A 13,336-nucleotide genomic window follows, 5' to 3' on the forward strand; every position below is an offset into this window, starting at 1 on the left:
AGAATATCAAAGGTATTGTAAGTAATAAGGAAATACTAAAAATTGACTATACGTATAAAACAATAGACAATGTATTAAGGTAACTTTATAACAAGTACGAAAGTGAGTGATCCACCTTGGATCTTACAACGATAAAAAATCCTGAGTTTTTAAAGAAAATGTCAGTAACACAATTAGAAGAACTAAGTGAAGAGATTCGTCGTTTTTTAATTACAAAGCTTTCTGCAACTGGTGGTCATATAGGGCCAAATTTGGGGGTTGTTGAGTTAACGCTTGCACTCCATAAAGTGTTCGACAGTCCAAAAGATAAATTTTTATGGGACGTCGGGCATCAGTCATATGTCCATAAAATTTTAACAGGACGAGCGGGAGAGTTTGATACAATCCGTCAATATAAAGGGTTATGCGGTTTTCCGAAGCGAGATGAAAGTGAGCATGATGTATGGGAAACGGGACATAGTTCTACATCTCTTTCAGCCGCAATGGGAATGGCTGCAGCAAGAGATTTGCAAAAAACAAAAGCTCACATTGTTCCTATCATTGGTGACGGAGCTTTAACAGGTGGTATGGCTCTTGAAGCACTCAACCACATCGGGCACGAGCAAACGGATATGACCGTTATTTTAAATGACAATGAAATGTCTATCGCTCCTAACGTGGGGGCTGTACACAGCATTCTGGGGCGTTTGCGCACGGCGGGCAAATACAATTGGGTAAAAGATGAGCTTGAAGTCTTACTGAAAAAAGTGCCTGCGGTAGGCGGTAAGCTCGCGGCAACGGCAGAACGTGTAAAAGATGGCCTAAAGTACATGGTTGTGTCAGGCATGTTCTTTGAAGATCTTGGCTTTACGTATTTAGGACCGGTTGACGGCCATAGCTATGACGATTTATTGGAAACGTTACAATATGCAAAGAAAACAAAAGGACCGGTACTGATTCATGTGATTACGAAAAAAGGGAAAGGGTACTTGCCAGCGGAAAGCGATAAAAGCGGAGCGTGGCATGGTACAGGCCCTTACAAAATTGAGTCCGGTGACTTTATTAAAGACAAAAATGTTCCGATTGCTTGGAGTAAATTAGTAAGTGATACGGTATTGAAAATGGCTAGAGAAGATGAGCGTATCGTAGCAGTAACGCCAGCAATGCCTGTAGGTTCAAAACTTGAAGCGTTTCAAAAAGAGTTTCCGCATCGCATGTTTGATGTTGGGATTGCAGAGCAGCATGCAACAACAATGGCCGCTGGTCTTGCAACTCAAAATATGAAGCCCTTTTTAGCTATTTATTCTACGTTTTTACAGCGTGCATACGATCAAGTGGTTCATGATATTTGCCGCCAGAAGCTAAATGTATTTATTGGAATTGATCGCGCTGGGCTAGTAGGTGCTGATGGTGAAACGCATCAAGGCGTGTTTGATATTGCATTCTTACGTCATTTGCCTAACCTTGTTATTATGATGCCAAAAGACGAGAATGAAGGCCAGCACATGGTTCACACTGCTTTGACTTATGAAGAAGGTCCGATTGCCATGCGCTATGCGAGAGGAAACGGATTAGGTGTTGAACTAGATTCAGAACTGAAAAACATTCCGATCGGTACATGGGACGTATTAAAAGAAGGTTCAGATACAACCATTTTAACGTTTGGTACAACGATTTCAATGGCGATGGATGCAGCAGAAGAACTTGAGAAGCAAGGAATCAGCGTCAAAGTGGTCAATGCTCGTTTTATTAAACCGCTGGATGAAAAAATGCTTCACGAAATTTTCCAAACAAATAAGCCTGTGATTACGGTGGAAGAAGCGGTACTTCAAGGTGGTTTTGGAAGCGCGGTGTTAGAGTTTGCATCAGAGCACGGCTATTATGATACGCGCGTTGAACGTATGGGGATTCCAGATCGCTTTATCGAGCACGGCAGTGTAACAAAACTTTTAGAAGAAATTGGCTTAACCAAAGAAGAGATTATAAATCGAGTTAAAAAACTCGTAACACCAACACAAAAGAGGCTTGAAGTTAAGTGACAAAAAAAGAACGAGTAGATGTATTATTAGTAGAACGAGGTTTGATTGAAACAAGAGAAAAAGCAAAGCGTACAGTGATGGCAGGACTTGTTTATGCGAATGAAGTCCGTTTGGATAAGCCGGGAGAGAAAATTGAACGCGATACGCCGCTGACAATTAAAGGTGCAGTGATGCCTTATGTCAGCAGAGGCGGCTTTAAGCTTGAAAAAGCAATTAAAGAATTTAATGTCCATGTAGCGGATAAAATCATGATTGATATTGGTTCTTCTACTGGAGGCTTTACCGATTGTGCGCTTCAAAATGGAGCGAAGATGTCCTATGCGCTAGACGTAGGCTATAATCAGCTAGCTTGGAAGCTTCGTCAAGATGAACGAGTAGAAGTGATGGAACGAACAAATTTCCGTTATGTGACCCCAGCTGATTTATCAAGAGGCTTGCCTGAATTCGCTTCTATTGATGTATCATTTATTTCCTTAAGACTCATTCTCCCTGTGTTAAAAACACTTCTTGTTCCACACAGCGATGTTGTTGCGCTCGTTAAGCCACAGTTTGAGGCGGGAAGAGAGCAAGTTGGGAAAAAAGGAATCGTGCGTGATTCAAAAGTGCATGAAGAAGTCCTTCAAGGAATGGTGGATTTCTCGCTTCGTCAAGGATACGATGTATATAACATGTCGTATTCACCGATAACAGGAGGAGATGGAAATATCGAATTTCTTCTTCACCTGCGCTGGAAAGGCGAGCGTGAACTTGGTGACAATCAAGCCCCGCTTACTGTGCGTGAAGTGGTCGAAGAAGCACATAAGACGTTAAAAGAGAAAAAGTAATAATGGCCAATGTTAAGCAAAGACTTAGCATTGGCGATTTGATTATGACTCTTTATACAAAAGGTGCATAATCAAGTTGAACACATTATGATACTTAATTAGTGAAAGACTTATAAACAACAAAACAAAAAGAAGATTACATATTAATGTGAGGTGCCAACATGAATAAAGGGCAAAGACATATTAAAATTCGTGATATTATCACGAATAATGATATTGAAACACAGGATGAATTGGTAGATATTTTAAAAAACCAAGGTTTTAATGTAACACAGGCAACAATCTCTCGTGATATTAAAGAACTGCACTTAGTCAAAGTGCCTTTGATGGACGGTCGATACAAATACAGCTTGCCTGCAGATCAGCGTTTTAATCCCTTACAAAAGTTAAAGCGCTCTCTTATGGACGCATTTGTAAAAATTGATTCAGCCGGGCATATGTTGGTGATGAAAACATTGCCGGGAAATGCAAATGCGATTGGCGCATTAATTGATCATTTGGACTGGGATGAAATATTAGGAACAATTTGTGGAGACGATACATGTTTGATTATTTGCCGTACTCCTGAAGATACGCAAATTATATCAGACCGATTCTTAGAAATGTTATAAAGGTGAGTGAAGCAGGTTGTTAGCTGAATTATCCATTAAAAATTTTGCGATTATTGATGAACTTTCTGTTTCATTTGAAAAAGGCTTAACGGTATTAACAGGTGAAACAGGAGCGGGAAAGTCAATTATTATTGATGCCATTTCATTGTTAGTAGGTGGAAGAGGCTCTTCGGAGTTTGTCCGCCACGGAACAGACAGAGCCGAAATTGAAGGGCTTTTCTTATTTGATGAAAAACAGCATCCAAGTCATGAAAAAGCTAAACAAGTCGGTTTAGAAGTGGAAGATGGAATGATTGTGCTTCGCCGAGACATTACCACAAATGGGAAAAGTATTTGCCGGATCAATGGTAAGCTCGTCACGTTAGCTATCCTACGTGAAGTCGGACAAACGTTAATTGATATACATGGACAGCACGAGCACCAAGACTTAATGAATCAAGATCGTCACTTAACTCTTCTTGATCAATATGGAGGAGAAAAAGTAGAAGAGGCTTTGACCGAGTATCGAGAGGTATTCTCGAGGTATACATCGCTAAAAAAACAGTTAGATCAATTAACTGAAAATGAGCAGCAGATGGCGCATCGCCTAGATCTTATTCAATTTCAATTAGATGAAATCAAAGCGGCAAATTTGCAGCTGAACGAAGATGAGGAACTAAATGAAGAGCGTTTGAAGATTTCTAACTTTGAAAAGATCTATACGTCACTAAACGATGCGTACAATGCGCTGCACGGGGAGCATCAAGGTTTAGATTGGGTAGGCGTAGCCATGAATCATACGGAGGATATTTCGTCATTGGAAAAAAACTATGCCGAAATTTCTGAAATCATTTCATCGAGCTTCTATCAGCTAGAAGACGCGTCTTATAAAATTCGCCAGCAGCTTGATTTATTAGAATTTGATCCCAAACGCTTAGACTTTATTGAAGCGCGCTTAAATGAAATTAATCATTTAAAGCGTAAATACGGTCAAAGCGTAGATGAAATTCTAGAATATGCTGCACAAATTGAAGATGAAATTGATCGTATTGAAAATCGAGATACGCATGTGAGCAAGATCAAAGAACAGTTAAACAGCGTAGCGCAGGATTTATTAGTAGAAGCTAACAATGTTTCAACTATTCGAAGAAAACTTGCTCAAGAGTTAACGGACAGCATCCATCATGAGCTTCAAGAACTTTATATGGCTAAGACTGTATTTCAAATTAAATTCTCTGTCGTAAATGCAGGTAAAAATGACGTTGAAGTAAATGGAGAAAGAATAAAATTCACCAAAGACGGCATTGACAGCGTAGAATTTTATATTTCTACCAATCCAGGTGAACCGTTAAAGCCTCTTGCAAAAGTAGCTTCAGGAGGAGAACTGTCAAGAATTATGCTGGCGTTAAAGAGCATTTTCTCTAAGCATCAAGGCGTGACGTCCATTATCTTTGATGAAGTTGATACAGGCGTAAGTGGAAGAGTAGCTCAATCGATCGGTGAAAAAATACATGCTATTTCTGTTGATTCACAAGTTCTCTGTATATCTCATCTGCCTCAGGTAGCAGCTATGGCAGATACTCACCTCTTTATCGCTAAAGAGATAAAAGGTGATCGTACAACGACGTCTGTTCTGCCATTAACTCTTGATGAAAAAGTAAAAGAAATTGGTCGAATGATTGCAGGAGCTGAAATTACAAGCTTAACGAAGGAACACGCCAAAGAGCTTTTAGATTTAGCGGATAAGATGAAGCAGACCATTTAAAAAAACACCTTTTAACACGTAACAGTACGTGTTAAAGGTGTTTTTTTATACAAAATAAAGGAACTGAAAATGTTTCCTTGCACTTCTTTTCATTTTTCTCTGAACTTCTGTTATAAATGCGCTCTAAGAAGGCTAAATTAAATGTGTAGCCATTTAGGCGAGGAAGCGAGGAGAGTGAAAACATGCAAAATCGATACAGACATATAATTGGTGCGATTCTCCTTGTTTCGTTCATTTTTGTAGGATTTATTCCAGTTGTGCAACAATATATACACATTCCAAAACAAATCGTCTTATTTGAACAGCAAAAAGAAAAAATTAATACGACATTACCGCTTAGCGTAGAAGCTTCATCACCTGTTTACGATGTAACAAGTAACAAGGCGAAGCTGACCGTAGCAGGCAAACAGGTAGGCAAAGAAGAGTTGATGCTTCATTTGGCCGGTATTCCTGTAAAGCGTGTAGATGTGCAGGTATTATCTGATTTTAAAGTCATTCCAGGTGGACAATCAATCGGTGTGAAATTAAATTCAAAAGGTGTTCTTGTTGTAGGCTATCATCAGGTAGATACAGCAAAAGGTAAAAAATCTCCTGGCGAGATTGCAGGTATTCAAGTTGGAGATATGATTACGAAGATTAATGGTAAAACCATTGAAAAAATGAGTGATATTACACCGTTTATTCAGCAGGCAGGGAAAACGGGTGAACCATTAAATCTGCATATTTTAAGAGAAAAAAATCAGTTTGACACTAAGCTGTATCCGTTAAAAGATAAGCAGGATTATGCTTACAGAATCGGTTTATACATCCGTGATTCAGCTGCAGGAATTGGCACAATGACTTTTTATGATCCAAAATCTAAAAAATACGGCGCTTTAGGCCATGTTATTTCGGATATGGATACAAAAAAGCCAATCGTAGTAGAAGATGGACAAATTGTCCGTTCGACTGTTACATCAATTGAGAAAGGTTCGAACGGCGTTCCCGGCGAAAAGCTAGCGAGGTTTTCTGAAGATAGACAAATCATTGGAAATATTACACGAAATAGTCCTTTTGGTATTTTTGGAAAATTGTCTTCAACGATGGAAAACGGAATAATGGATAAAGCAATGCCAATTGCTCTATCTCATCAAGTAAAAGAAGGACCGGCTAAAATTCTAACGGTAGTAGATGATGATCAAGTGGAAGAATTTGATATTGAAATTATGAGTACTATACCTCAAAAGTTTCCGGCTACTAAAGGAATGGTTATTAAAATTACAGATCCTAAATTGTTAAAGAAAACAGGTGGAATTGTTCAAGGAATGAGCGGGAGTCCGATTATTCAAAACGGTAAAGTCGTTGGAGCGGTTACCCATGTTTTTGTAAATGATCCTACCTCGGGTTACGGTGTCCATATTGAATGGATGCTTAACGAAGCAGGAATCGATATTTATAAAAATAATCGAAAAAAAGCGAGCTAATGTTGTCATTAGTTCGCTTTTTTTGATAAAAATTATTGTCGTAAATATACGAGAAAAACGTCGAAAAACAAAGAAAATAAGAGAAAATCGAATAAATTCCATTTAAAAGACTTTTTTCTAAAAAAATAAAGGAAATAATGTTGCATTGTCGAATTTGTCCTTTAGAATAAAGAATAGAGACACGTAGGAAACGACGTATAACATAAAGGACTGAGGAGGAAGCTGCATTGAAAAAAATTAAAGTATGCTTGGTTGATGATAATCGGGAACTAATTGGTTTGCTTGAAGATTATATTTCAGAGCAAGAAGACATGGAAGTAATCGGAGTAGCTTACAATGGACAAGAGTGTTTATCCATTTTAAAAGATAAAGATCCGGATGTTCTTGTATTAGACATTATTATGCCGCATCTAGATGGATTAGCAGTTTTAGGTCAGTTAAAAGAAATGAAAAAAGAAAATTATCCAAATGTCATTATGCTAACAGCATTTGGGCAAGAAGACGTAACGAAAAAAGCGGTTGATTTAGGAGCTGCTTATTTTATTCTAAAGCCGTTTGATATGGAAAACTTAGTGAATCATATTCGCCAAGTTAGCGGACAAACATCTTCATTTATGCAACGTTCATCTTCTTCCATGCGTTCACATCGCGACAGCAAACCAGCAAATTTAGATGCAAGCATTACGAGCATCATTCACGAAATTGGCGTGCCTGCTCATATCAAAGGCTATTTATATTTGAGAGAAGCCATTTCAATGGTATATAAGGATATTGAGCTGCTTGGGTCGATTACAAAAGTACTGTATCCTGACATTGCAAAAAAATATAATACAACAGCAAGCCGCGTTGAGCGCGCCATTCGCCATGCCATTGAAGTAGCATGGAGCCGAGGAAATATTGATTCCATTTCTTCATTATTCGGATATACTGTCAGCATGTCAAAAGCGAAGCCGACAAATAGTGAATTTATCGCCATGGTTGCGGATAAATTACGCCTTGAACATAAAGCGAGTTGAAAGGGATAGGACTGCTGGAATTACGGGGTTTTGAGTGAGTTTATACCTTTTGTAATACAGAGTACATGCCGATAAACTTTTGGAATTTATACTAGATATGAAACTGAAAACCAATAAACTTTTTACTGCAGGGCCGATGAATTTTAATCATTCATTGGTCTTTTTATTTTGGTTTGAGAGATGAAGGTATTGAGGTTAACGGAACGTGTATCTTGTTTCTCTTCCTATCAATAGTGGTGTATTTTATTGGAATAATTTATTTAATTGTTATGAGGGCTGTGTGTTTGAAAGAAGATTTAGAAGATGCATAAAAAAATTTATCTACATATCTTAAATGGGATATGCATAAGTAAAGTATAAAAAAAAGCAGCCTTCAGAAAAGGCTGCTTTTTTTAATCCATTAATTTAGCAATCGGTTTTGAAAGGAATAAAACAATAATTCCAAGTACAATTGTCACAGCACCAATTAAGCTGAAGATGTCGAAATAACCTAACGACTGTGTATAAGATGCAAGAACACCCGCTAGTTTATTAGCAACAGCAGAGCTTGCCATCCATACGCCCATTAAAAGCGAAGCAAGCTTTAATGGAGCCAGTCTACTTACCATAGACAACCCTACTGGGGAAATCATAAGCTCAGCTAGCGTGTGCAGGAAGTAAGTGAAAATCATGAACAGGATATTTACTTTTAAAGCTGGGTCATTACCAGTATACATAACGGCTGGAATTAAAATTAAGAATCCTAATCCAACTGTTACAAGTCCCATACCCATTTTTGTTGGTGTTTTGAAATCACCGCGTTTTGAATTTCCTAGCTTGTACCAAACAAGTGACATAATTGGTGCTAAAATCATGATAAACAGTGGATTCAACGATTGGAACCACTCTGTTGGAACCGTGAAACCGCCTATTTGACGATTAATTTGATCTTGAGCATATAGCGTTAAAGAACTTCCAGCCTGTTCAAAAGCTGTCCAGAAAGCAATAACAACAAAGGCTAGAATAACGATAGCAACCGTTCTTTTCTTTTCTCGTGCTGTCAGCGGAGCAGTTGATGTTTGAGATGCTGCTGCATGAACTTTTCCTGTAGGTTCTTTCCCAATATCACCTAAATAGCGATTAGCCAGTAGGTTAAACAAAATTTGTCCAACAACCATTCCAATAGCTGCTGTTAAAAATCCGTATTTGTAACTCATTAATCCAACAACTAGCGGCGCGAAAAATGCACCAAAGTTAATACCCATATAAAAAATAGTGAAAGCACCGTCACGGCGAGGATCATTTTCTTCATACAGATCTCCGACCAATGTGGAGATATTTGGTTTAAAAAATCCATTTCCGATAATTAATAAAGCAAGTCCGATATACAAAGCGGCTACGCTTTGATGAATGAAGATGGAAAAATTCCCGAGTGCCATAATCACACCACCGATCGTGATGGCTAGCCTTCTTCCGAGGAAGCGGTCTGTTAAATATCCGCCAATCATCGGCGTAATATAAACAGCACTAGTGAATGTTCCATATAAGCTCAGTGCTGTTGCTTTATCTACCCCGAGTCCACCTTGAGCAGCGGTAGCAGTTAAATAAAGAACCAGAATGGCTCTCATTCCATAATAACTAAATCTTTCCCATGCTTCAGTAGCGAATAATAAGTACAGTCCAGGAGGGTGTTTTTTCCTAGACTCATTTGGCTGCTGATTTTCGTGTTGTACAGCTGCTTGCATAATGAAGTCCCCCTAAAATTTTTCTCATACTATTTAATTCTTTTATTTGAATTAATCAAAAAATCAGAATATAAGTATTGGAATAAATATAATGTATTTTTATTTTAGTAGAAAAACAATAATTTCGTCAATGAAATTATATGGAAAAATCAAAAAATAATTAAATATACACAAAAAAGTATTAAATTACTTACTTAAAAGCATTTTTAAAAATACATTTATATTATTAAATATTCTAATATATGTTATAGGGAATGAAAGGAGAAGGTAATACTATTTTTGGAAATGAAAATTCGAAAGAAAAAAGGATCTGTTATTCAGATCCTTTTTTGTTTTCGCTCGCATTTAATTCAGCGAGTTTTTGCAGTAAAATATGCTGAGGCATATGCATTAATTGCTCGAGAGGGATATTCAATTGTTCGGCTAATTTTACGGCTGTATCCGGTGAAATTTGCAGTGGTCTCATACACAACGACCTCCTTTTGCATATAAAGTAATGAAAGTGAAAAAGTATAAACAGTAAATTCGTGCTTTCACTATTAAGTAATGCTAAAGTTAATAATAAGTGATAATAGAGGAGTTGAGCAAGTATGTTTGTAATAGGTCATCGCGGCGCAGCTGGAACGTTCCCTGAAAATACGATGATTTCCTTCAAAGAAGCAGCGAGAGTCGGAGCACATGGAATTGAACTTGATGTGCATATGACAAAGGATGGAGAACTTGCTGTAATTCATGATGAAAAAGTAGATCGAACGACGAATGGAAAAGGGTATGTAAAAGATTTTACGTATCAAGATTTACAAAAATTAGATGCGAGCTACAAGTTCAAAAAAAAGTATGGAGTATGTAAAATCCCCACGTTAAATGAAGTAATGGAGTGGGCTTCAAATAAAGGAATTAGTGTAAATATTGAGTTGAAAAACAATATATTTGACTATCCATACTTGGAAATGAAAGTTTTGGATTTAATTTATTTATACAAGATGAAGGACCGAACGATGATTTCATCTTTTAATCATAACAGCTTAGCCCGAATTGGTTCTTTGGATTCTACGATTGAAACAGCTATTTTATACTCTTATCCGATGTATGAGCCTTGGGTATATGCGCAGCATCTTGGTGCAAAAGCTCTTCACCCTAATCAGCGTACCGTGAATGAAGTAAATGTAGCCGCTTCAAAAGATTGTCAGATTCCAGTGCGACCTTACACAGTAAATGATGTAAAAGTAGCTGAGCAGCTTCGTAAATATGGATGTGAATCCATTATTACTGATTATCCTGAAAAAATGGTGAAGCAGTTTGGAGGGCGCTTTTCGTAAAAAAAACATCGCATTAATGCGATGTTTTTTTATCTTTTTGAAATCTGTTTTGAACTTTGTTTCGCTTGCGGTCTCTGTGCAGAATAAAGCCAGCAACAAATCCAAGGCCGATTACAAATAACAGAAGTCCGACTGAAAATTGCAAAAATAAAGAAGGGAACGGGGATTGCAGGATGCCAAAAATCATATCTCTCATGAGTTTAATACCATATCCAGCGAGTATACCAGGAATAAGTAAGATTAGCAGTGCGATAATTCGAACCATAACTGCTCCTTTCGCTTCTCTTTTTTGAAAATGAATGCGTTTACATTATAAAACCGCTATACTTGAATCATAAAAGAACTAAATAAATTGTCAAGAGCGTTTCTTTTTTTATATGATAGGTATATGCAATATTTTGCACGGAATATGTACATATTAAGTAGAAAAGGTGAAAAAATATGCAAAATGTGTTGATCGTTGGAGGAGGAAAAGGCGGATTAGCTATTCTGAAAATCTTGTTGGAAACCGAATTTATGAAAGTGATTGGTGTAGTAGACGTACGAGCTAACGCGCCGGCTGTTTTGCATGCGCAAGAAAACGGTATTTCAACCGGAATGAAATGGGAGCATTATATGACAAAGCAGCTCGATGTCATTGTTGAAACAACAGGTAAACAAGGCGTTTTTCAACAATTGCAGAGAAGCAAACCTGCTGATGCATTGGTAGTGCCTGGATTGGTTGCTGAAATTATGGCCAATCTGATGGAGGAAAAAGAAGAATTAATTCAGCGGTTAAAGCAAGAATCGTATAAATATGATCTTATTTTTAACGCGGCTCATGATGCGATGGTCGTGATTGATAGGAATGGATATATTACGCTATTTAATCAAAGTGCCGAGCGTTTGACGAACTTTTCACACAGAGATGTAATTGGTAAGCATCTTCATGAAGTCATTCCAAATAGTAAACTTGTTGATGTTCTTCATACAAAAACGATTGATCAAAATAGTGAATTTGTGTTAGACAGCGGACGGAAGGTAATTACGACTAGAATACCAATACTCGACGAGAATAGAGAGCTGTTTGGGGCCTTTTCGATTTTTAAAGATATTACGGACGTTGTCGGATTGGCAGAAGAAGTTACGAACTTAAAAGAAGTACAAACTATGCTTCAGGCTATTATTCAATCTTCTGAAGAAGCTATTTCGGTTGTCGACGAAGAAGGAAGAGGGATTTTAATTAATCCTGCTTATACGAGAATTACGGGTTTAAAAAAGACGGATATTATTGGTCAGCCGGCGACTGCCGATATCTCTGAAGGAGACAGTATGCACATGAAGGTGCTGCAAACAAGACGTCCCGTTCGAGGTGTAAGAATGAGGCTTGGTCCGAGTAAAAGAGACGTCGTTGTCAATGTTGCCCCCGTTATTGTCGATGGGAAATTAAAAGGCAGCGTTGGCGTTATTCATGATATGTCTGAAATTCAAGAGCTTACAAATGAACTCAAAAGAGCGCGTCAAATTATCCGAACGCTTGAAGCGAAATATTCATTTGCTGATATCATTGGTCAGTCTGAAGAATTTCAGCTAGCAATTGAGCAGGCTAGACTTGCTGCTAAAACACCAGCTACTGTTTTGCTTAGAGGTGAATCTGGAACGGGTAAAGAGTTGTTTGCACATGCGATTCATAATGCGAGCAGCCGAAAGTTTAATAAATTTGTCCGCATCAACTGTGCTGCGCTTTCTGAGTCTTTGCTTGAAAGTGAGCTATTTGGTTATGAAGAAGGAGCTTTTTCCGGGGCAAAACGAGGCGGGAAACGAGGCGTGTTTGAAGAAGCCAATAACGGTAGCATCTTTTTGGATGAAATTGGGGAGCTTTCAGCTCATATGCAGGCTAAGCTGCTTCGGGTGCTTCAAGAAAAAGAGCTTATTCGCGTTGGAGGAACGACTCCTATTCCAGTGAATGTTCGCGTTATTGCAGCTACGAATGTGAATTTAGAAAAAGGAATGGCTGATGGAAGCATCAGACAGGACTTGTATTATCGGCTCAACAAAATTCCGATTCACATACCTCCTCTTCGGAAGAGAAAAGAGGATATTGGAGCGCTTGTTACACACTTAATTACAAAAATTAATCAAGATTACGGCCGGCATGTTGAAGGGGTAACAGAGCGGGCTTTACAATCATTAAGATCATACGACTGGCCAGGAAACGTCAGAGAGCTTGAAAATATATTAGGCAGAGCTATTATTTATATGCACTATACGGAAACAATGATTGATTCTGTTCATCTCCCTTCACTTGAAGGCAAGGGCAAAAAAGAAAGAAAACAGGTGAAAGAAGAGGTAGTATTCGAAGGGAAGACTTTGGCGCACATGATGGAAAATTATGAAGCTGAACTTATTCAAAAAGTACTGCTTGCAAACGAGTATAACCGAACGAAAACAGCAAAACAGCTCAATATTTCCCTGCGTTCTCTGTATTATAAGTTGGAAAAATACAATCTTGCAAATAACAGCATGCAATAAAATGCATGGTGTGCAATTTATTGCATATAAATAGAGAGGTATTCTTTTTTTCTGTTTGTCGTTAGAATCAACAAAAAAAATTTTTTGTGCGTAAGAACGGATATAA

Annotated in this window: 11 protein-coding genes; 8 read left to right on the forward strand and 3 right to left on the reverse strand. The window is 37.9% G+C overall.

All coding sequences use genetic code 11. The features are described 5' to 3' along the window. Positions 1-116 precede the first annotated feature (116 nt). From dxs to spo0A, 6 genes are all read left to right on the forward strand, one after another. The gene (dxs, locus tag SB717_RS08175; protein ID WP_029714772.1) at positions 117-2,018 is read left to right on the forward strand and encodes a 1-deoxy-D-xylulose-5-phosphate synthase; all 1,902 of its coding nucleotides are present in this window, start codon (positions 117-119) and stop codon (positions 2,016-2,018) included. Then, positions 2,015-2,842: a TlyA family RNA methyltransferase gene (locus tag SB717_RS08180; protein ID WP_029714773.1), complete on the forward strand. Its 828-nt coding sequence runs from the start codon at positions 2,015-2,017 to the stop codon at positions 2,840-2,842. Before dxs ends, SB717_RS08180 begins: the two co-directional genes overlap by 4 nt. A 161-nt stretch (positions 2,843-3,003) precedes the next feature. Next, positions 3,004-3,453, forward strand: coding sequence for a transcriptional regulator AhrC/ArgR (gene ahrC / locus SB717_RS08185; protein WP_013059136.1), 450 nt, complete (start codon positions 3,004-3,006; stop codon positions 3,451-3,453). A gap of 16 nt (positions 3,454-3,469) precedes the next feature. Next, the gene (recN, locus tag SB717_RS08190) at positions 3,470-5,197 is read left to right on the forward strand and encodes a DNA repair protein RecN (protein ID WP_029714775.1); all 1,728 of its coding nucleotides are present in this window, start codon (positions 3,470-3,472) and stop codon (positions 5,195-5,197) included. 182 nt (positions 5,198-5,379) lie between these two features. After that, complete coding sequence (spoIVB, locus tag SB717_RS08195) at positions 5,380-6,660, forward strand: SpoIVB peptidase (RefSeq protein WP_029714774.1); 1,281 nt, start codon at positions 5,380-5,382, stop codon at positions 6,658-6,660. Between the two features lie 227 nt (positions 6,661-6,887). Then, positions 6,888-7,676, forward strand: a complete 789-nt coding sequence (gene spo0A, locus SB717_RS08200; RefSeq protein ID WP_013084985.1) for a sporulation transcription factor Spo0A — start codon at positions 6,888-6,890, stop codon at positions 7,674-7,676. A gap of 392 nt (positions 7,677-8,068) precedes the next feature. On the opposite strand, the gene SB717_RS08205 is transcribed toward spo0A, so the two are convergent. Together SB717_RS08205 and SB717_RS08210 are read right to left on the reverse strand one after the other, a co-directional pair. Further along, positions 8,069-9,400: a peptide MFS transporter gene (locus tag SB717_RS08205; protein WP_410903558.1), complete on the reverse strand. Its 1,332-nt coding sequence runs from the start codon at positions 9,398-9,400 to the stop codon at positions 8,069-8,071. A 313-nt stretch (positions 9,401-9,713) separates the two neighbouring features. Then, positions 9,714-9,866 (reverse strand): YycC family protein, encoded by a 153-nt coding sequence (locus SB717_RS08210; protein WP_410903559.1) that lies wholly within the window; start codon positions 9,864-9,866, stop codon positions 9,714-9,716. Between the two features lie 124 nt (positions 9,867-9,990). On the opposite strand from SB717_RS08210, the gene SB717_RS08215 reads away from it, so the two are divergent. Next, entirely contained in the window at positions 9,991-10,719 is a 729-nt protein-coding gene (locus SB717_RS08215; protein ID WP_410903560.1) for a glycerophosphodiester phosphodiesterase, read from the forward strand. A gap of 13 nt (positions 10,720-10,732) precedes the next feature. Here SB717_RS08215 and SB717_RS08220 read toward each other — a convergent pair whose 3' ends face one another. After that, entirely contained in the window at positions 10,733-10,984 is a 252-nt protein-coding gene (locus SB717_RS08220) for a DUF2627 domain-containing protein (protein ID WP_028411584.1), read from the reverse strand. A gap of 176 nt (positions 10,985-11,160) precedes the next feature. Here SB717_RS08220 and SB717_RS08225 point away from each other — a divergent pair, with 176 nt between their 5' ends. Beyond that, positions 11,161-13,230 (forward strand): sigma-54 interaction domain-containing protein, encoded by a 2,070-nt coding sequence (locus tag SB717_RS08225; RefSeq protein WP_410903561.1) that lies wholly within the window; start codon positions 11,161-11,163, stop codon positions 13,228-13,230. Positions 13,231-13,336 lie beyond the last annotated feature (106 nt).

Source organism: Priestia sp. SIMBA_032 (genome assembly GCF_046535215.1).
Classification (GTDB): Bacteria; Bacillota; Bacilli; order Bacillales; family Bacillaceae_H; genus Priestia; species Priestia aryabhattai.